We start from the raw sequence: 18,714 nt of genomic DNA on the forward strand, positions 1-18,714 counted from the left end.
TCTTGTTCTTATTCTGAGTTGCAGTGCTTGTTATTGTTTTTGTACTAAGCATATAGCAGGTGTCGTGCCAACTTTTCGAAACCCAATGAAATCAAGGGTTTGGAGGTTTTCGCAGGTTTTTGGCAGGCCGAAAATGGCGGGGTTTCGTTACCGTACACCTCGGGAACTGTTACGCCTGAAAGCTTGGGTAACAGATTTTCGCGGGTACTGATGTGTTACCTGGGGTGTGCGTAGTGGTTTTTGTCGGCCCTTTCGCGGGTGAACCCGCTCCCACAGGTACCGCATTGCCCTTGCGGGCAGTGAGATCCTTGTGGGAGCGGGTTCACCCGCGAAGAGGCCGGCAGCCCGAAAAAGAAATATCAAGGCAGGAAAGGCCCGCCTGCCCACGCGATCTTTTACTCGCTGGTGGCGTTGCTCTTGCGCCGCGGGATACCCAGGCGCTGGCGGCGTTCCCACAGGCATTTGCGGCTGACGCCAAGCTTGCGGGCAAGCTCGGTCTCGGTCATGTGGTCCTGGTGTTCGAGCACGAAGTGCTGGAAGTAATCCTCCAGCGACAAGTCCTCGGTAGGCTCATGGCTGGCATTGCCCGCACTGGCCACGGCCAGGGCGTTGTCGAGGATGTCGTCGTCTTCCAGGTCGCTCAGCTCGATGTCGATACCCAGCAGGTCGGCGGAAATTTCTGCGCTCTCGCTCAGAATCACCGCACGCTCCACGGCGTTTTCCAGCTCGCGCACGTTACCCGGCCAGCTGTAATGACGAATCGCTTGCTCGGCATCGGCGGAAAAATGCAGGTCATCCCGGCCAATCCGTGCGCTCTGGCGGGCCAGGAAGGCACTGGCGATCTCGTTGACGTCGCTGCCGCGCTCGCGCAGGGCAGGTAACTTCAGGGCGATCACGTGCAGGCGGTAATAAAGGTCTTCACGGAACTGGCCGGCCTTGGCCAGGTTCTTCAGGTCGCGGTGGGTGGCCGCAATCAGGCGCACATCGACCTTCTGCGATTGCACCGAGCCCACCCGGCGGATTTCGCCTTCCTGCAACACGCGCAACAGGCGCGCCTGGGCTTCGAGGGGCAATTCGCCGATTTCGTCGAGGAACAAGGTGCCGCCGTCCGCCGCTTCGACCAGCCCGGCGCGCCCTGCGCTGGCGCCGGTGAAGGCGCCTTTTTCGTGGCCGAACAGCTCGGACTCGATCAGCGTCTCCGGGATGGCCGCGCAGTTCACTGAGATCATCGGTGCCTTGGCCCGGCGTGACAGGTTGTGCAGGGCACGGGCGACCAGCTCTTTACCGGTACCCGATTCGCCCTGGATCAGGACATTGGAATCGGTCGGTGCGACCTTGCGGATCTTGCTGTACATGTCCTGCATGGGCGGGCACGAGCCGATGATGCCGATCTCGCCGTTGGCAGACGCGCTATTGCCTTTGTCGGCCGCTGCCGCCTTGCCGTTGCCCCGCGGTTCTGCCGCCGGTGCGGCAGCAGGCGCGTTTTGCCGGTCGCGCAGGATGCGCGCCACGGCCTGGAGCATCTCGTCGTGGTCGAAGGGCTTGGCGATGTAGTCCACCGCGCCCATTTTCATCGAGTCCACCGCCGAGCGCAGGCTGGCGTAGCTGGTCATGATCAGCACTGGGGTGCCCTGGCCGAGCTTGATCAGCTCGGTGCCAGGCGCGCCGGGCAGGCGCAGGTCGCTGACGATCAGGTCGAAGGTGGCAATGCTGAAGCGTTCCTGGGCTTCCTGCACCGAGCCGGCTTCGCTGACCTGGTACTGGTTCCGCTCGAGCAGGCGACGCAGGGCCGAGCGGATGATGGTTTCGTCTTCGACGATCAGAATATGCGGCATTGATTCAATTCTCTCGACGGTCTCGAATTTCAGGGGACGTCGCTACGACATGCCGGGGCAGGGTCACGCGGATCCGGGTGCCACGTTGCCGTTCGATGTCGGCAGGGCTGTCGATGGTGATTTGCCCATAATGCTCTTCCACGATGGAATAGACCAGAGCGAGCCCCAGTCCGGTTCCTTCGCCCGGGTCTTTGGTGGTGAAGAAGGGCTCGAACAGGCGGTCCATGATGCTCTTCGGGATCCCGCTGCCTTCGTCTTCGACAATCAAGTCGACGGTGTGCTCGAAGACGGAGCTGCGCACACGCACGGCACTGCCGGGCGGTGAGGCGTCGCGGGCGTTGGAGAGCAGGTTGATCAGCACCTGGGCCAGGCGCTGCGGGTCCCCTTCGGCCCAGTGTTCCGGGTCGCAGAGGTTGAAGAACTGGACTTCGAAATTGCGCCGGTTCAGTGCCAGCAGCCCAATGGCATCCTGCGCCACTTCGGCCAGGCACACCGGCTCTTCGCTGTTCTGGTGGCTGCCACCGGCATGGGCGAAGCTCATCAACGACTGGACGATGCGCGACACCCGTTTGGTCTGTTCAAGAATCTGGCTCGACAGCTCGGTGATCTCGCCATCGCCCTCGCGTTCCTCGCGCAGGTTCTGCGCCAGGCAGGCGATGCCGGTGATCGGGTTGCCGATTTCGTGGGCCACGCCGGCCGCCAGGCGGCCAATGCTGGCCAGGCGCTCGGAGTGCACCAGCTTGTCTTCCAGGGCCTGGGTTTCGGTCAGGTCCTCGACCAGCAGCACCAGGCCACTGTTACCCGGCGCCAAGGGCTCGTCGATGGCGGCCTTGTGCAGGTTCAGCCAGCGAGGCTGCCCGTCGAGGGCCAGGCGTTGTTTGTGCAGGTGTTCGTCGGGCACGTCGATGAAGCCCTGCAGCAGGCCGCGCCAAGGTTCGCCGATGGTCACCAGGCGCGAGCCGACCACGTGCTTGGCGGCGATGCCGGTCAGCTCTTCCATGGCCTTGTTCCACATCAGGATCTCTTGGTCCTTGGCCAGGGAGCAGACGCCCATGGGCAGTTCCTGCAGGGTCTGGCGGTGGTAGCGGCGCAGGGCGTCGAGTTCGGCGGCAAGGCCGGTCAGGCGCGAGTGATAGTCTTCCAGGCGGCTTTCAATGAAGTGGATGTCTTCAGTGACATAGTTTTCGTTGCCGGATTTGTAGGGCAGGAAGGTCTCGACCATGTCCTGGGCCACGCTCGGCCCCATCAGGCCCGACAGGTTGGCCTCGATGCGGTCGCGCAGGCGGCGCAACGCATAGGGGCGGCGCTCGTCGAAGGGCAGGTAGAGGTCACGCAGGGCTTGTTCGACTTCTTTCTGCGCAGCCTTGGCGCCCAGCGGCTTGGCCAACTGGGTGGCAAATTCCTGTGGCGAGGCCGCGTGCAGCTCGCGGCGCTGCGGGCGGCGCACGTTGTCCACCGCGCACGCTTCGGCGGCGCTGGCTTCTTCACTGCTGGCATTGGTGAACAGCGAAATCAGGGTGAACAGCAAGACGTTTGCCGCCAGCGAGGCGATGGCCGCCATGTGCCAGCTGGTGTCGTCGAGGACGTAGATCATGTCCAGCAGCGGAATGTAGAAGCCCTGCAGGTTGCCCAGCAGCGGCAGCAGCATGGTCACCAGCCACACCAGGGTGCCGGCCAGCAGGCCCGCGATGAAGCCGCGGCGATTGGCGGTAGGCCAGTACAGCACCGACAACACGCCCGGCAGGAACTGCAAGGTGGCGACGAAGGCGACGATGCCCAGGTTGGCCAGGCTCTGGTGGTTGTTCTGGGTCAGGTAGAACATGAAGCCGGCGGTGATGATGGCGACGATCAGCGCGCGGCGGGTCCATTTCAGCCAGCGGTAGATGTTGCCTTCGGCCGGCGGCTGGTACAGCGGCAGCACCAGGTGGTTGAGGGCCATGCCCGACAGCGCCAGGGTGGTGACGATGATCAACCCGCTGGCCGCAGACAACCCGCCGATATAGGCCAGCAGCGCCAGCGCTTTGTTGTTGGCGGCGATGCCCAGCCCCAGCGTGAAGTATTCGGGGTTGGTGCTGGCGCCCAGGCGCAGGCCGGCCCACAGCACCAGCGGTACGGCCAGGCTCATCAGCAGCAGGAACAGCGGCAGGCCCCAGCTGGCGCTGACCAGCGAGCGTGGGTTGAGGTTTTCGGTGAAGGCCATGTGGTACATGTGCGGCATGACGATGGCCGAGGCGAAGAACACCAGCAGCAGGGTGCGCCATGGCCCTTCCTGCAGCGGTGTGTGCAGCGCGGCCAGGGCGGTCTGGTTCTGCAGCAGCCACACTTCCAGCCCATGCGGGCCGCCAAACACACCGTACAAGGCGTACAGGCCGATGCCGCCCAGCGCCAGCAGCTTGATCACCGATTCAAAGGCAATGGCGAACACCAGCCCTTCATGCTTCTCGCGCGTGGCGATGTGCCGCGAGCCGAAGAAGATGGTGAACAGAATGATCAGTGCACAGAAGGCGAATGCCACCCTGGCCTTGACCGGCTCGCCGGTCAGGATGCTGATCGAGTCGGCCACCGCCTGGATCTGCAGGGCCAGCAACGGCAGTACCCCGATCAGCATGATCAGGGTGGTCAGCGCGCCGGCCCAGGTGCTGCGGAAACGAAACGCCAGCAGGTCGGCCAGCGACGACAGCTGATAGGTGCGGGTGATCTTGAGGATCGGGTAAAGCAGCACCGGCGCCAGCAGGAAGGCCCCGGAGACCCCCAGGTAGCAGGCCAGGAAGCCATAGCCGTACTGGTAGGCCAGGCCGACCGAGCCATAGAAGGCCCAGGCACTGGCATAGACGCCCAGCGACAGGGTGTAGGTCAGCGGGTGGCGAATAATTGAGCGGGGTATCAGCCCACGCTCGCTGATCCAGGCCACGCCGAACAGCACCATGAGGTACGCGGCGCTGATCAGGATCATCTGGGTCAGGCTAAAGCTCATCGGCATCTCGTTGGCTCTGCAGGATGAAGGTGACGACGATCAGGATCAGCCAGAGCAGGTAGGGGCGGTACCAGGCTCCGGTCGGTTCGATCCACCAGTCCATGATGGCCGGGGAGAACAGGTAGATCCCCACGACCAGAAGCAGGACCAAACGATAGATGTACATGCTGGCCTCGATGGTTGGGCGCTGCGGGCTTGGACTTATTATTGGCGCAAAAGAGTGGGCGGATGCTAGCGGGAATCGGTAGGGTTAGCCAAGGGTTTGAAATTATTGGGCTTTTGTTTTTGAAGGGAAGTTGCCTGTTCCGGCCTCTTCGCGGGCAAGCCCGCTCACAGAAGCGGTGCGGATCCTGTGGGAGCGGGCTTGCCCGCGAAGAGGCCGGACCTGCGTCAGTGCAAATCAGCCTCTGGAACAGAGGCCTGCCGGGCAATCGCCTCTGGCCGCCACTGCTTGCGGGCTACCGCCAACACTTCAGCCGGCGTTGCCAGCAGCAACTCGGGGTTTGCTTCTTGCCCCAGCGCCCGCAATGCCCGCAACAGCAGGGGGGTAGCATGCTCCGCCTGTAAGGGCGGCGAGCGGTACGACTTGCCCAGCTTGTGCCCATCTGGCTGCACGATCAGCGGAATATGCAGGTAACGCGGCTGCGAGAAGCCCAGCAGTTCCTGCAGGTACAACTGGCGCGGCGTATTGTCGAGCAGGTCGGCCCCGCGCACGATGTCGGTAACACCCTGCCAGGCATCATCCAGCACCACTGCCAGTTGATAGGCATACAGCCCGTCACGGCGCTGGATGACGAAATCACCCACCTCGCGCCCCAGGTGTTGCTGGAACTCACCCTGGACCCGGTCGGTGAACCGGTAGATCAACTCTGGCACCCGCAGACGGATCGCCGCGCCCTCGCGTGCATGCCCGGCGTTGCGGCACAAGCCTGGGTAAATGCCGTTGTGCCCTTCCAGCTGTTTGCGCGAGCAGGTGCAGGCGTAGGCCAGGCCCATGCTGAACAGGCGGTCGACCACTGCTGCATAAGCCTCATGGCGCTGGCTCTGGAACACCACCTCGCCATCCCACTCCAGGCCGTAACGCTCCAGGGTCTGCAAGATAGCGTCGCGGGCCCCGGGCATTTCCCGCGGCGGGTCGGTGTCTTCCATGCGCAGCAGCCAGCGGCCGTTGACGGCGCGGGCGTCGAGCCAGGAGGCGAGTGCGGCGACCAGCGAGCCGAAATGCAGAAAGCCGCTGGGGGTAGGGGCGAAGCGCCCGATGTAGCTCGAGTCGTTCATGGCGGTCGTGCGTCTGAAAATGAAACGGGGCGCAAGATGCGCCCCGTTTGGGTGGGAAAAGGATCAGCCTTTGCCGACTGTTTTTTCCTTTTTCTCCGCGATTTCCTTGCAGTCGAAGCACAGGTCGGCGGTTGGGCGGGCTTCAAGGCGACGCAGGCCGATCTCGATGCCGCAGGACTCACACCAGCCGTACTCTTCGTCCTGGATCTTCTGCAGGGTCTTGTCGATCTTCTTGATCAGCTTGCGCTCGCGATCGCGGTTACGCAGCTCCAGGGCGAACTCTTCTTCCTGGCTGGCACGGTCGGCCGGGTCTGGGAAGTTGGCCGCTTCGTCCTTCATGTGGGTCACGGTCTGATCCACGCTCGTCATCAACTCAAGCTTCCAGGCACCCAGAAGTTTGGTGAAATGCTTGCGCATGGGCTCCCCCATGTACTCCTCGCCCTTGCTTTCTTTATAGGGCTCTACACCGTACATGGACTGACTGGTTTTTTGCTTTTCTACGGTGGACATGAATAGACCGCCTCTCACTCATCTGATCCAATGCGCAGGATGCTCCATCTCCGGCACCCGCCGGCCCTGCGACTGCGAGCCGCCGAACTTACCAGATAGATCGGGGGTGCGCTACCCCGCCCGATCCTGCTAATTGACAGCGGCGCGAGCCACACGTTCGTTAGCGTGCAGAGGTAGAATCTCCAGTTTAGACCCAATTGAGAGAAGGTCATGGCCCACCCTTACAGTGCGCGCAGCCGCGCCATCGAACCCTTTCACGTCATGGCGTTGCTGGCGCGGGCCAACGAGCTGCAGGCGGCCGGCCATGATGTGATCCACCTGGAAATCGGCGAACCGGACTTCACCACGGCCGCGCCGATCGTCGAGGCCGGCCAGGCCGCATTGGCCGCGGGCCACACCCGCTATACCGCCGCCCGTGGCCTGCCGGCGCTGCGCGAGGCGATCGCCGGCTTCTATGGGCAGCAGTATGGCGTCAGTGTTGATCCTGAGCGCATTCTGATTACGCCGGGCGGATCTGGCGCACTGTTGCTGGCCAGCAGCCTGTTGGTAGACCCAGGCAAGCACTGGTTGCTGGCTGACCCGGGCTACCCCTGCAATCGCCACTTCCTGCGCCTGGTCGAAGGCGGCGCGCAGCTGGTGCCGGTGGGGCCGGAGGTCAACTACCAACTCACCGCCGACCTGGTTGACCGCTATTGGGACAAAGACACGGTCGGGGCCCTGGTCGCCTCGCCAGCCAACCCGACCGGGACGGTGCTGAACCGTGACGAGCTTGCCAGCCTGTCGCGCGCTACCCGTGAACGCCATGGCCACCTGGTGGTGGACGAGATTTACCACGGGCTGACCTACGGCATGGACGCGCCCAGCGTGCTGGAAGTGGACGATGGGGCGTTTGTCCTGAATAGTTTTTCGAAGTATTTCGGCATGACCGGCTGGCGCCTGGGATGGCTGGTGGCGCCGCCCGGCGCGGTGGCAGACCTGGAAAAGCTTGCACAGAACCTGTACATCAGCGCCCCCAGCATGGCCCAGCATGCTGCGCTGGCGTGCTTCCAGCCGCAAACCCTGGCGATTCTGGAAGAGCGCCGCGCCGAATTCGCCCGTCGCCGCGACTACCTGTTGCCAGCCCTGCGCGAGCTGGGCTTTGGCATCGCCGTCGAGCCCGAGGGGGCTTTCTACTTGTACGCCGACATCAGCGCCTTCGGCGGCGATGCCTTTGCGTTCTGCCGGCACTTCCTCGAAACCGAGCACGTGGCCTTTACCCCCGGCCTGGATTTTGGTCGCCACCTGGCGGGGCATCATGTGCGTTTTGCCTACACCCAGAGCCTGCCGCGCCTAGAACAAGCCGTGCAGCGTATTGCCCGCGGCCTACGGAGCTGGCAAGGCTGATGGCGTTTTTTCCTCCACTCGAGCAGGGGCGCCTACTGCGGCGCTACAAACGGTTTTTGGCGGACATCGAGCTGGCCAATGGCGAGCACATGACCATCCATTGCCCGAACACTGGGTCCATGCTCAATTGCATGCGCGAAGGCGGGCAGGTGTGGTTCAGCCGCTCCAACGACCCCAAGCGCAAGCTGCCAGGCACCTGGGAGATCAGTGAAACGCCCCAGGGCCGCCTGGCCTGCGTGAACACCGGGCGCGCCAACGCGTTGGTTGAAGAGGCGCTGCGTGCCGGGGTTATCAGTGAGCTGGCCGGTTTCACCGCACTCAGGCGTGAAGTGGCGTATGGCGAAGAGGGCAGCCGCATCGACTTTCGCCTGGAGTTCGACGCCGGCCCGGCCTATGTCGAAGTCAAGAGCGTGACCCTGGGCTACCCCGACACCGCCGTCGCGGCCTTCCCCGACGCTGTTACCCAGCGCGGTGCCAAGCACCTGCGTGAACTGGCGACGCTGGCTCGCCAAGGTGTGCGTGCGGTGCAGTTGTACTGCGTGAACCTGACCGGCGTTGACGCCGTGCGCCCGGCCGAGGAAATCGACGCGGGCTACGCCCAGGCCTTGCGCGCCGCCGTGGCTGAAGGCGTGGAGGTGCTGGCGTACGGCACCTACCTGGATGCCGAGCGTATCGTCATCGACCGCCCCTTGCCTGTATTGCTCAACCCTTGAGCCAGATGCCCTGGCTGTCTTCATGGCAGCCCAGGGCCTGCAGGCTGTCGCCCTCGCACGGCCCGGCCACGCATTCGCCGCTTTCTATCAGGAACAAAGCGCCATGATGGGCGCAGTGAATCAGGCTGGCGCTGTCATCGAGAAAGGCATCTGCAGCCCAGTTCAGTGGGATGCTGCGGTGTGGGCAGCGGTTGCGATAGAGGTACACCTGGCCCTGGCGGCGCACGCCGAACAGGTCGACGCCGTCTACGCTGAAGGCGCGGCTGTGGCCCTCGGCCAATGAGCTGGAGGTACAAAGGAAGTGCATGGCAAGGACGACTCGTGAAACACGTGATGGCTTGACGCTTCAATGCGAATAATTATCAAATTGCCCGCATTCGATGCGCCCGGCTGTCTATGGTGCGCAGTTCCGCCGCCCGCCACAAGGCGCGCGGCCCGCCTTCAGAAGGAAATCCGATGATGCGCCGTCCCGCTGCCCTGATCGCCCTGTGCGCAGGCCTTGTGCTGTCCACCCAAGCCCTGGCTGCCGAACTGCCGCAGCGATGGGTCAGTGCCGGTGGTGCGCTGAGCGAGTGGGTCACTGCGCTGGGCGGCGAATCACGCCTGGTCGGCGTCGATACCACCAGCCAGCACCCCGCATCGCTGAAGGCGCTGCCGAGCGTCGGCTATCAGCGCCAGTTGTCTGCCGAAGGTATTCTCAGCCTGCGCCCAGACGTGTTGGTGGGCACCGAAGAAATGGGCCCGCCGCCGGTGTTGGCGCAGATTCGCAAGGCGGGTGTGCGGGTGGAGTTGTTCTCGAGCAAGGCCGAACTGGATGCGGTCGATCAGAACCTCAAGCACCTGGGCCAGTTGCTGGGTGCCGAGCCACAAGCCACCGCGTTGGCGGCGGGCTATCGCCAGCAGTTGGATGCGTTGCAGGTTCAGGTCAAACACGCCCAGGCAGGCCAGAAGGCGCCCGGGGTGTTGCTGCTGGTGGGCCATGCCGGTGCCAAGCCGCTGATTGCTGGGCAAGGCACTGCTGGCGATTGGCTGCTACGCCAGGCCGGGGCGCACAACCTGGCCGAGCATCAGGGTTACAAGAACTTCTCCAATGAGGCACTGGCGGCGCTGGACCCGGATGTAGTGGTGTTCTCCGACCGTGCGTTGGCCGACGAGCAGGCGCTGCAAGCGCTGCTGAAGGAAAACCCAGCGCTGGCGGCCTCCCGCGCCGTGCGTGAACAGCGCCTGGTGTCGCTTGACCCGACGCTGCTGGTTGGCGGCCTTGGGCCACGCCTGCCAGCGACCCTGCGCTCGTTGGCTGCCACCTTCTACCCGGCAGCCAAGGGCAGTTCGCTCAATGAGACAACGCGTTCAGCCACGCACATTGATCATCTGCCTGAGCTTGCTGTGCCTGTTGGCGGTGTGGCTGTCCCTGGCCCTGGGGCCGGTCAGCCTGCCGCTGTTCGATACCTTGCGCGCTGGGCTGCGCTTGTTGGGGCTACCGATCGCCGGTGATGGCCTGCAGCAGGCGGAAATGATCCTCGGCCAGATTCGCCTGCCGCGCACCTTGCTGGGGCTGGCGGTGGGGGCGGTGCTGGCGCTGTCCGGCGTGGCCATGCAGGGGCTGTTCCGCAACCCGTTGGCCGACCCAGGGCTGGTAGGCGTCGCCGCCGGGGCCGCAATGGGCGCTGCAGTGGCCATTGTCGGCGGCAGCTGGTTTGGCGGAATGCCGGAGGTGCTGGCGCCTTATCTGCTGTCGCTGTGCGCCTTCATTGGCGGGCTTGGGGTGACCGCGCTGGTCTATCGCCTGGGGCGGCGCGACGGCCAGACCAATGTCGCCACGATGCTGCTGGCCGGCGTGGCCATGACCGCGCTGGGCGGCGCGGCGGTGGGGCTGTTCTCCTACCTGGCCGATGACGCCACCTTGCGCACCCTGACGTTCTGGAACCTGGGCAGCCTCAACGGTGCCAGTTACGATCGGCTGTGGCCGCTGTTGATGGTGGCTACCGGCGTGGCGCTGTGGTTGCCGCGGCGCGCCCGGGCGCTGAATGCCTTGCTGCTGGGGGAGTCGGAGGCGCGGCACCTGGGTATCGAGGTGGAGCGGCTCAAGCGCGAATTGGTGTTCTGTACCGCGCTGGGTGTCGGCGCGGCGGTGGCGGCGGCGGGGCTGATCGGCTTCATCGGGCTGGTGGTGCCGCACTTGGTGCGCTTGCTGGCAGGGCCCGATCACCGCGTGGTGTTGCCGGCCTCGCTGTTGGCGGGCGGCGTACTGATGCTGTTTGCCGACCTGGCGGCACGGCTGGTGCTGGCGCCAGCCGAACTGCCGATCGGCATTGTCACTGCGTTTATCGGTGCGCCGTTTTTCCTGTTTCTGCTGATGCGAGGGCGCAGCTGATGTTGCAAGTCGAGGGCCTGCACCTGCGGCGGGGAAGCAACGAGGTACTCCACGACATCCACCTGCAATTGGCCCCAGGGCAGGTGGTGGGCGTGCTCGGCCCCAACGGCGCGGGCAAGAGCAGCTTGCTGGGGGTGCTGTGTGGCGAGCTGGCGCCCGGCCAGGGGCATGTGACCTTGCAGGGCCGGCCGTTGGCCGATTGGGCTGGTCAGGAGCGGGCCAGGCGCCTGGCGGTGTTGCCGCAAGTGTCCAGCCTGGGCTTCTCGTTCAGGGTCGAGGAAGTGGTGGGCATGGGGCGGATGCCGCATGGCAGTGGCCAGGTGCGCGACGCCGAGATCGTCGAAGCAGCCTTGCGTGCCGCGGATGCCTGGCACCTGCAGGGGCGCAGCTACCTGGCGCTGTCGGGCGGTGAGCGGCAGCGGGTGCACCTGGCGCGCGTGCTGGCCCAGCTGTGGCCAGGTGAGCAGGGGACTACGCTGTTGCTTGATGAGCCGACGTCGATGCTCGACCCACTGCATCAGCACACGACCCTGCAAGCGGTGCGCCGCTTTGCCGACCGAGGCGCTGCGGTGCTGGTGATCCTGCATGACCTGAACCTGGCGGCACGCTACTGTGACCGTATCCTGTTGCTTGAGCAGGGCCGCTGCCATGCCTTGGCCTCCCCCGACGAAGTGCTGACGCCTGGGGCATTGAAGGCGGTGTTCGGTATCGATGTGCTGGTACAGGCTCACCCGGAGCGTGGCCACCCGCTGATCATCACCCGCTAGGAGGCATTGCCGATGCGCCATCCACTGCTGTCCGGTTTATCGCTGTGCCTGGTGCTGGCGCTGGGCGGATGCCAGGCCAGCCTGCCACCGTTGCCTGGCTGGCAGAGTACTGAAGGGCGCGAGCATGCGCAGTTGGGGCACATCAAGGATCTGGCCAGCGGCCAGCTCATCAGCCCGGAACAACTGGTCACGCAGCTGGCCGCTGCCCCGCGTGTGTTGGTAGGGGAGAAGCACGACAACCCTGACCACCACGCACTGCAGTTGTGGTTGTTGCAGGCCCTGCAGGGCCGGCGCGCTCAGGGCAGCCTGTTGATGGAGATGCTGCAGCCTGAGCAGCAGCCGCTGGTCGACAAACTTGAAGCACAGCCACCGTTGCCCGCGGACTTGCCCAAGGCGTTAGCGTGGGAAGAAGGCTGGGACTGGCAGATGTACGGCCCGCTGGTGACGCAGGCCTTGCAGCACGGCATCCCGCTGCTGGCCGCCAACCTTTCACCTGGGCAGATGCGCCACGCCTACCGGCACCCGGCTTCGTTACCGGGCGCACAGTCCAATGCGCCTAGGGTCAAGGCCGCGTTGCTTGAACAGGTGCGTGCCGGGCACTGCGGCTTGCTGCCGGAAAGCCAATTGCCGGCCATGCTTGCCGTTCAACAGCAGCGCGACCGGCAAATGGCAGAGCAGTTGCTGAAGGCGCCGCAGCCAGCCCTGCTATTGGCTGGCGCATACCACGTACGCAAGGACCTGGGTGTGCCGTTGCACTTGGCTGACCTGGGCGCGCAGGGCCGTAGCGTGGTCGTGTTGTTGGCCGAGGTCGGCGAGGAAGCCGAGGCGGGCATGGCCGATTATGTGTGGTACACGGCGGCGATGCCGGAGCAGGACTACTGCGCTCAACTGCGCAAGTAACGTTACGGGTATCGGCGTTGTCACCGCGCACGCGGTGCAAAACCGTCAGGCAAAAAAAGACCCGGCAAAGAGCCGGGTCAATAACCGTGATTAGCCTGATGAGGAGATAATCTGAGAGTCCGAACCAGGGGCTTTCAGTTTATCCAACCAGTCTCGCGACCAGTTGTGATAATCATAACGATTCTCATTTCGGAGTCAATCCCCTTCGTCGGTTTATTTCGCGTTTTTTTGCACAGGGTTCTTCGCGTCCAACTGTTGATTGAGCGCTTCCTTGCGTTCGGTCGGCAAATCGTTCCAATGCATGTCGAGCAAGGCGCCTTCAATGGCGTACAACAGCACTTTGGAGGCCCGGAACCCTCGCGTTTTCACAGCTTGGTACGCACCCACCGCACCGAGCCGGCGCAAATCCGACGCGCTGTGGATGCCGGCCGCATGCAACCACTGCGCAGAAGTCTTGCCAAGATTCTTCAGATGCTGCAATTCATCGTTCATCGAGCCTCCTTGCGATGGCTGAACGGGTGTTGGGGGATAAATCGCGAGCAGGTCAGAGAGGAGTGTAGCGGGGGTTGGAAAATGCGCGGCCTTTTGCCATCGGGTGCGACGATTGGGGAGAGGAGCCGCCTTTTACGGCCCTATCGCCGGCAAGCCAGCTCCCACAGGGACACCACTGCCCTTGAGGCCTGTGGAACTCCTGTGGGAGCCGGCTTGCCGGCGATAAGCTGCAATGCTGACCTTACAGGCCCGGCAAGCGCTGGCGGATCTGGTCGATCACCTGGTTCATGCTGGCGCTTTCCTGCGTATCGACACGGGTGGCGTGCTGCAGTTCTGTGGCATCCAGCGGCTCACGGCTGGCCTGCTGAGCCTTGACCACCTCTAGGGTAGCGTCCGATGGGTCGGTTTTTTCCGCCTGGCGCTGCGCCAGCCAACTGGCGATCACCGCCTCCGGGGCTTGGCAGTCGAGGACCAGGAACGGCACGCCGGTCGCGCTGGCGACCTCTGCCGCCGCTTGGCGTTGAGCATGTTTCAGGTAGGTGGCATCGAGCACCACCGGGAAACCGGCGCGCAGGATGGTGCCGGCCAGATCGTGCAGGCGCTGATAGGTCGCGGCGCTGGCATCCTGGTCATAGATGCCGGCATCTTGCTGCCCAGATAGCGTTGCCTGCTGCTCGCCGAACAGGCGCTTGCGCTCTACGTCCGAACGCACACGCACGGCGCCCAGGGCTTCGACCAGGCGCATCGCCACGTGGCTCTTGCCCACCGCCGAGACGCCGTGGGTGATGGCCAGCAGGCGCGAAGGGATGGCGCTGTAGCTTTCCGCCAGGTTGGCATAGTTGCGGTAGGTGCGCAGGGTGGTGGCGCGCTGCACGCCATCGGCATTGGCGGGCATGCTGAACAGGGCGACCTTGGCGCGCACCAGGGCGCGGTAGGCCTTGTAGAAGTTGAGCACTTCCAGGCCCTCGTAGTCGCCGGTCAGCTCCAAGTACTGGCTGACGAAGCGGTGCGCCAGGCACTTGAGGCCGCGGTCTTCCAGGTCCATGGCCAGGAAGCCGGTATCGGCCCAGACATCGGTCATGCGGAACGGCTCGTTGAACTCGATGCAGTCGAAGATCACCACTTTGCCGTCGATCAGGGTGGCGTTACCCAGGTGAATGTCACCGTGGCATTCGCGGGTGAATCCGTTGGCTTTGCGCGCTTCGAACAGGCCTTTGAGGCGCTCGAAACTGCTGCGCGCCCATGCCTGGAGGTTATCCAGTTGCAGCAGGTCGGCCTTGTCGCTGAGGAACGGACGGATCTGCTCGAAGTTCTGCTCGACCGGGGCCATCACGCTTTCAGGCGAGCCATAAGGTTGCGCTGCCGGGACCTTGGGGGTCTGCAGATGGAATTCGGCGATCTGCCGGGCCATCTGGTCGATGTGCTCGGCGTTGAGCTCGCCGTTGGCTTGCAGGGTGCTGAGCATCTGCCCCTGGGGGAACTGGCGCATTTTCAGGGCGTATTCGATTGCTACACCCTCACCGCCGATTTGTGGCGCTTCGGCGCTACCGGTGATCGGCAACACGTCGAGGTACAGGCCGTCGGTCAGGCGCTGGTTCAGGCGCAATTCTTCGTTACAGAAATGCTCGCGCTGATCCAGCTGGGTGAAGTCGAGGAAGCCGAAGTTCATCGGTTTCTTGACCTTGTAGGCGTACTCGCCAGTGAGCAGGACCCAGGAGATATGCGTCTCGATGAGTTGGAACCCATCCACGGGGTGAGGGTAGAGGGCCGGGTTCTGCAACGCAGTGATAAGAGCTTGGCTCACGGGAAATCCTTCCGGGGGCAGGGAATTCGAATGCGCCATTATGGTCAATGGTGCCGTCCCTGCATACCGCCGAGGGCGCCTGCCCAGCCTTTACAAAGTGCGTATAATCCGCCGCCATGACTCGAACTCGAAACGCTCGTACCCCTCAGAAACGCCCGACCGGCCGCTCTCGCGCCTGGCTGGGCTGGGCTTTGAAGCTCAGCCTGGTCGGCCTGGTGATCCTCGCCGGCTTCGCGGTTTACCTCGATGCTGTCGTCCAAGAGAAGTTCTCTGGCAAGCGTTGGACCATCCCGGCCAAGGTATACGCCCGGCCACTGGAGCTGTTCGTCGGCCAGAAGCTGAGCAAGAACGACTTCCTCACCGAACTCGATGCCCTGGGCTATCGCCGTGAAAGCGCGGCCAACGGCCCAGGTGCGGCCGCGGTCAACGGTAATACCGTCGACCTCAACACCCGTGGCTTCCAGTTCTACGAGGGGATGGAACCCGCGCAGTTCGTCCGCGTGCGCTTCTCTGGCGATTACGTGGCGGGGCTGGCCGGTGCCAATGGCGGCAAGCTCGACGTGGTGCGCCTGGAGCCGCTGATGATCGGCGGTATCTACCCGAAAAACCTCGAGGACCGGATCCTGATCAAAATCGATCAGGTGCCACCGTACCTGCTCGAAACCTTGGTCGCGACCGAAGACCGCGACTTCTACAGCCACTTTGGCGTGTCGCCCAAGTCCATCGCCCGTGCCGTATGGGTCAACACCTCGGCCGGCTCCATGCGCCAAGGCGGCAGTACCCTGACCCAGCAGTTGGTGAAGAACTTCTACCTCACCAGCGAACGCAGCCTCAGCCGCAAGCTGACCGAGGCCATGATGGCTGTGCTGCTGGAGCTGCATTACGACAAGCGTGAAATCCTCGAGGCCTACCTCAACGAGGTGTTCGTCGGCCAGGACGGCCAACGCGCGGTGCATGGCTTCGGCCTGGCCAGCCAGTTCTTCTTCAGCCAGCCGCTGTCGGAGCTCAAGCTGCACCAGATCGCCTTGCTGGTGGGCATGGTCAAGGGGCCGTCCTACTACAACCCGCGGCGTTATCCTGACCGCGCCCTGGCCCGCCGTAACCTGGTGCTCGACCTGCTGGCCGAGCAGGGCGTGGCGAGCAAGGACGTGATCGAGGCGGCTAAGAAGATGCCATTGGGTGTGACCAAGCGCGGCAGCCTGGCGGACAGCTCGTTCCCAGCCTTCCTCGACTTGGTCAAACGCCAGTTGCGCCAAGACTACCGCGACGAAGACTTGACCGAAGAAGGCCTGCGCATCTTCACCAGTTTCGACCCGATCCTGCAGATGAAGGCCGAAACCTCCATGAACGAGACGTTCAAGCGCCTGGCCGGGCGCAAGGGCGCTGACGAGGTCGAGTCGGCGATGGTCGTGACCAACCCGGAAACCGGCGAGGTGCAAGCGCTGATCGGCAGCCGCCAGTCGGGCTTTGCCGGCTTCAACCGCGCCATCGACGCGGTGCGGCCGATTGGCTCGCTGGTCAAGCCGGCGGTGTACCTGACCGCGCTGGAACAGCCGAGCAAGTACACCCTGACCAGCTGGGTGCAGGACGAGCCGTTCTCGGTCAAAGGCGCCAACGGCCAGATCTGGCGCCCGCAGAACTACGACCGTCGTCCGCATGGCACCATTTACCTGTATCAAGGCCTGGCCAACTCCTACAACCTGTCGACCGCCAAGCTCGGCCTGGAAGTGGGTGTGCCCAACGTGATCAAGACCATCGGTCGGCTGGGGGTGAATGTCGACTGGCCAGCCTTCCCAGCGATGCTGCTGGGGGCAGGTGGCATGTCGCCGATGCAGGTCGCGACCATGTACCAGACCATTGCCAATGGTGGCTTCAACACGCCGATGCGCGGTATCCGCAGCGTGTTGACGGCCGAGGGTGAGCCGCTCAAGCGCTACCCGTTCCAGATCCAGCAGACCTTCGACCCAGGGTCCATCTACCTGGTGCAGAACGCCATGCAGCGAGTGATGCGCGAAGGTACCGGCCGTTCGGTGTACAACGTGCTGCCGCGTTCGCTGACCCTGGCCGGCAAGACCGGTACCAGTAACGACTCGCGCGACAGCTGGTTCTCCGGCTTTAGCCAGGACCTGCTGGCCGTGGTGTGGATGGGCCGCGACGATAACGGCAAGACGCCGTTCACCGGTGCCACCGGCGCCCTGCAGGTGTGGACCAGCTTCATGAAGAAGGCCGACCCGCTGCCGCTGGACATGCCGCAACCGGACAACGTCGTGCAAGCCTGGATCGACCCGTACAGCGGCCAAGGCTCTGACGGTAGCTGTCCGGGAGCCGTGCAGATGCCGTATATTCGCGGAAGCGAACCGCCCGCCGGCGCAGCCTGTGGCGGTGAGCAGAATCCGGCAGAATCGGTCATGGACTGGGTCAAAGGCTGGATGAATTAAGCACGAGCTGCATTGATGAGGTGTGAAGTGAATAAGTGGCTGTTTCCTGCCTTGACGGCGTTGGTTGTGCTCCAGGGTTGCTCCAGCGTCCAGCGTGGCAATATCCCGGTGGTCGACTCGAGCACCCGCGTGTCCAACAGTGAACGCGTAACGGCCAACCGCTCGGCGGCTGGCATGAACAGCGGCACCTCACAAGCGCAATCGCTGCCTGAGGATTCGGGCGTGACGGTGATGATCCCGCAGGGCGCCGGTGCCTCGAGCATCCAGACGTTCCCGGCCGGTAATGGGGCGGCTCCGATCAGCTCCGCGCCGATTACCCCGGGCCCGATCTCGACCGGGCCGATGACCACCAACCCGAACCCGATCGCCGACGAGCCGTTCGATATCGCCTCGATGAACAGCACGCCAAAAGCCAGCAGTGCGCCGACCGGCATCCCGCGCAGCGGTGGCGCATCTGGCGGCCTGTCGGCCGACGAGCAGCTTGATGGGCCTGTACTGGCGCTGTTGACCACTGCCCAGCAACAGCAGGTCAGTGGTGATTTCAACGGTGCCTCGTCTAGCCTGGAGCGTGCCCAGCGTATCGCCCCGCGCGAGCCGCAGGTGCTGTTCCGGCTGGCCCAGGTGCGTTTGTCCCAGGGCGATGCAGCGCAGGCCGAGCAGTTGGCTCGCCGCGCCCTGACCTACGCCAATGGCCGCCCCGACCTGCAGGCCGAACTGTGGAACACCATTGCCCAGTGCCGTGAAAAACAAGGTGACAGTGCCGGTGCGGCGCTGGCGCGGCAGAAGGCCCGAGTGAATTCCTGATGATCGAGCAACGCATTCTGGACATCGCCGACCACCTGCTGCTGATCGAGCGCGAGTTGAAGGTGCAAGGCTGGTGGGACGATGAGCCGCCCAGCGATGAAGCGCTGGAGAGCACCGTGCCCTTTGCGGTCGATACGATGACCCTGGAGCAGTGGCTGCAATGGATCTTCCTGCCCCGCATGAAGATCATCATCGAGCTCGGCCACCCGCTGCCCAGTGCCTCGGGCATCCTGGTGATGGCTGAAACGGTGTTCACCGATCGCCCGGAGCAGAGTCGCGAGCTACGGCGCCTGCTAGCAGAGTTCGATCAATTGATCGCTTCTGGAGCCTGATTTCTTCTCTTTTTCCTTCAAGGGCCGCAGATTGTGGCCCTTTTTTATGGAAATCTTCTTAATTCTGCTGCTGCTATCCTTTTTAGTGGTGGCAGGAATTCATCTTGAGG

16 protein-coding genes and 1 pseudogene are annotated in these 18,714 nt (G+C 63.9%); 9 read left to right on the plus strand and 8 right to left on the minus strand.

Annotated elements, in window-relative coordinates; all coding sequences use genetic code 11:
- Window positions 1-395: 395 nt before the first annotated feature.
- The 5 genes from AB7M33_RS12650 to dksA form a co-directional block, all read right to left on the minus strand.
- The gene (locus tag AB7M33_RS12650) at window positions 396-1,835 is read right to left on the minus strand and encodes a sigma-54-dependent transcriptional regulator (RefSeq protein WP_027595009.1); all 1,440 of its coding nucleotides are present in this window, start codon (window positions 1,833-1,835) and stop codon (window positions 396-398) included.
- 4 nt (window positions 1,836-1,839) lie between these two features.
- Window positions 1,840-4,815, minus strand: a complete 2,976-nt coding sequence (locus tag AB7M33_RS12655) for a sensor histidine kinase (protein ID WP_027595008.1) — start codon at window positions 4,813-4,815, stop codon at window positions 1,840-1,842.
- Complete coding sequence (locus AB7M33_RS12660; protein ID WP_003250005.1) at window positions 4,799-4,975, minus strand: hypothetical protein; 177 nt, start codon at window positions 4,973-4,975, stop codon at window positions 4,799-4,801. Before AB7M33_RS12660 ends, AB7M33_RS12655 begins: the two co-directional genes overlap by 17 nt.
- Window positions 4,976-5,199: 224 nt before the next feature.
- Window positions 5,200-6,087 (minus strand): tRNA glutamyl-Q(34) synthetase GluQRS, encoded by an 888-nt coding sequence (gene gluQRS, locus AB7M33_RS12665; protein ID WP_454242924.1) that lies wholly within the window; start codon window positions 6,085-6,087, stop codon window positions 5,200-5,202.
- A 63-nt stretch (window positions 6,088-6,150) separates the two neighbouring features.
- Window positions 6,151-6,597, minus strand: coding sequence for an RNA polymerase-binding protein DksA (gene dksA / locus AB7M33_RS12670; protein WP_027595006.1), 447 nt, complete (start codon window positions 6,595-6,597; stop codon window positions 6,151-6,153).
- 210 nt (window positions 6,598-6,807) lie between these two features.
- Here dksA and AB7M33_RS12675 point away from each other — a divergent pair, with 210 nt between their 5' ends.
- On the plus strand, window positions 6,808-7,980 hold the full coding sequence (locus tag AB7M33_RS12675; protein WP_099430473.1) for a pyridoxal phosphate-dependent aminotransferase: 1,173 nt from the start codon (window positions 6,808-6,810) through the stop codon (window positions 7,978-7,980).
- Window positions 7,980-8,693, plus strand: a complete 714-nt coding sequence (sfsA, locus tag AB7M33_RS12680) for a DNA/RNA nuclease SfsA (protein ID WP_454242925.1) — start codon at window positions 7,980-7,982, stop codon at window positions 8,691-8,693. The genes AB7M33_RS12675 and sfsA overlap by 1 nt, the downstream gene beginning before the upstream one ends.
- Here sfsA and AB7M33_RS12685 read toward each other — a convergent pair.
- A complete protein-coding gene (locus tag AB7M33_RS12685) occupies window positions 8,683-9,000 on the minus strand; it encodes a Rieske (2Fe-2S) protein (protein WP_186683304.1) in 318 nt (105 codons plus the stop codon). The two genes, sfsA and AB7M33_RS12685, sit on opposite strands and share 11 nt — an antisense overlap.
- A gap of 149 nt (window positions 9,001-9,149) precedes the next feature.
- Between AB7M33_RS12685 and AB7M33_RS12690 the strand changes: the two are divergent.
- From AB7M33_RS12690 to AB7M33_RS12705, 4 genes and pseudogenes are all read left to right on the plus strand, one after another.
- Window positions 9,150-10,022 (plus strand): annotated as a pseudogene (locus AB7M33_RS12690) (heme/hemin ABC transporter substrate-binding protein); the annotation flags it as partial.
- A gap of 61 nt (window positions 10,023-10,083) precedes the next feature.
- Entirely contained in the window at window positions 10,084-11,067 is a 984-nt protein-coding gene (locus AB7M33_RS12695) for a FecCD family ABC transporter permease (RefSeq protein ID WP_454244218.1), read from the plus strand.
- Window positions 11,067-11,834 (plus strand): heme ABC transporter ATP-binding protein, encoded by a 768-nt coding sequence (locus AB7M33_RS12700; RefSeq protein ID WP_099430469.1) that lies wholly within the window; start codon window positions 11,067-11,069, stop codon window positions 11,832-11,834. Before AB7M33_RS12695 ends, AB7M33_RS12700 begins: the two co-directional genes overlap by 1 nt.
- A gap of 12 nt (window positions 11,835-11,846) precedes the next feature.
- Window positions 11,847-12,734, plus strand: coding sequence for a ChaN family lipoprotein (locus AB7M33_RS12705; protein WP_454242926.1), 888 nt, complete (start codon window positions 11,847-11,849; stop codon window positions 12,732-12,734).
- Between the two features lie 213 nt (window positions 12,735-12,947).
- Here the strand turns inward: AB7M33_RS12705 and AB7M33_RS12710 are convergent, their stop codons facing one another.
- Together AB7M33_RS12710 and AB7M33_RS12715 are read right to left on the minus strand one after the other, a co-directional pair.
- Window positions 12,948-13,226, minus strand: a complete 279-nt coding sequence (locus AB7M33_RS12710) for a TfoX/Sxy family protein (RefSeq protein WP_099455331.1) — start codon at window positions 13,224-13,226, stop codon at window positions 12,948-12,950.
- 241 nt (window positions 13,227-13,467) lie between these two features.
- A complete protein-coding gene (locus AB7M33_RS12715; RefSeq protein WP_454242927.1) occupies window positions 13,468-15,030 on the minus strand; it encodes a bifunctional aminoglycoside phosphotransferase/ATP-binding protein in 1,563 nt (520 codons plus the stop codon).
- Window positions 15,031-15,146: 116 nt separating this feature from the next.
- Here AB7M33_RS12715 and mrcB point away from each other — a divergent pair, with 116 nt between their 5' ends.
- Genes mrcB through AB7M33_RS12730 form a run of 3 tightly spaced genes read left to right on the plus strand, consistent with a single transcriptional unit; the run spans window position 15,147 to window position 18,604 of the window.
- Entirely contained in the window at window positions 15,147-17,468 is a 2,322-nt protein-coding gene (gene mrcB / locus AB7M33_RS12720; protein ID WP_027594996.1) for a penicillin-binding protein 1B, read from the plus strand.
- A 15-nt stretch (window positions 17,469-17,483) separates the two neighbouring features.
- Window positions 17,484-18,272 carry a tetratricopeptide repeat protein gene (locus tag AB7M33_RS12725; protein WP_454242928.1) on the plus strand — a complete coding sequence of 263 codons (789 nt, stop codon included), beginning with the start codon at window positions 17,484-17,486 and terminating at the stop codon, window positions 18,270-18,272.
- The gene (locus AB7M33_RS12730; RefSeq protein WP_027594994.1) at window positions 18,272-18,604 is read left to right on the plus strand and encodes a YqcC family protein; all 333 of its coding nucleotides are present in this window, start codon (window positions 18,272-18,274) and stop codon (window positions 18,602-18,604) included. The genes AB7M33_RS12725 and AB7M33_RS12730 overlap by 1 nt, the downstream gene beginning before the upstream one ends.
- The last annotated feature ends 110 nt before the right edge of the window (window positions 18,605-18,714 follow it).

The sequence above is a fragment of the Pseudomonas sp. Y3 TE3536 genome, from assembly GCF_053629175.1.

Excerpts from the sequence above, each read along its gene's own strand:
- AB7M33_RS12705 (WP_454242926.1), top strand. The coding sequence starts at position 11,847 with ATGCGCCATCCACTGCTGTCCGGTTTATCGCTGTGCCTGGTGCTGGCG.
- sfsA (WP_454242925.1), top strand. The coding sequence starts at position 7,980 with ATGGCGTTTTTTCCTCCACTCGAGCAGGGGCGCCTACTGCGGCGCTAC.
- AB7M33_RS12685 (WP_186683304.1), bottom strand. The coding sequence starts at position 9,000 with ATGCACTTCCTTTGTACCTCCAGCTCATTGGCCGAGGGCCACAGCCGC.
- dksA (WP_027595006.1), bottom strand. The coding sequence starts at position 6,597 with ATGTCCACCGTAGAAAAGCAAAAAACCAGTCAGTCCATGTACGGTGTA.
- AB7M33_RS12675 (WP_099430473.1), top strand. The coding sequence starts at position 6,808 with ATGGCCCACCCTTACAGTGCGCGCAGCCGCGCCATCGAACCCTTTCAC.
- AB7M33_RS12730 (WP_027594994.1), top strand. The coding sequence starts at position 18,272 with ATGATCGAGCAACGCATTCTGGACATCGCCGACCACCTGCTGCTGATC.
- AB7M33_RS12700 (WP_099430469.1), top strand. The coding sequence starts at position 11,067 with ATGTTGCAAGTCGAGGGCCTGCACCTGCGGCGGGGAAGCAACGAGGTA.
- AB7M33_RS12725 (WP_454242928.1), top strand. The coding sequence starts at position 17,484 with ATGAGGTGTGAAGTGAATAAGTGGCTGTTTCCTGCCTTGACGGCGTTG.
- AB7M33_RS12710 (WP_099455331.1), bottom strand. The coding sequence starts at position 13,226 with ATGAACGATGAATTGCAGCATCTGAAGAATCTTGGCAAGACTTCTGCG.
- gluQRS (WP_454242924.1), bottom strand. The coding sequence starts at position 6,087 with ATGAACGACTCGAGCTACATCGGGCGCTTCGCCCCTACCCCCAGCGGC.
- AB7M33_RS12650 (WP_027595009.1), bottom strand. The coding sequence starts at position 1,835 with ATGCCGCATATTCTGATCGTCGAAGACGAAACCATCATCCGCTCGGCC.
- AB7M33_RS12655 (WP_027595008.1), bottom strand. The coding sequence starts at position 4,815 with ATGCCGATGAGCTTTAGCCTGACCCAGATGATCCTGATCAGCGCCGCG.
- mrcB (WP_027594996.1), top strand. The coding sequence starts at position 15,147 with ATGACTCGAACTCGAAACGCTCGTACCCCTCAGAAACGCCCGACCGGC.
- AB7M33_RS12660 (WP_003250005.1), bottom strand. The coding sequence starts at position 4,975 with ATGTACATCTATCGTTTGGTCCTGCTTCTGGTCGTGGGGATCTACCTG.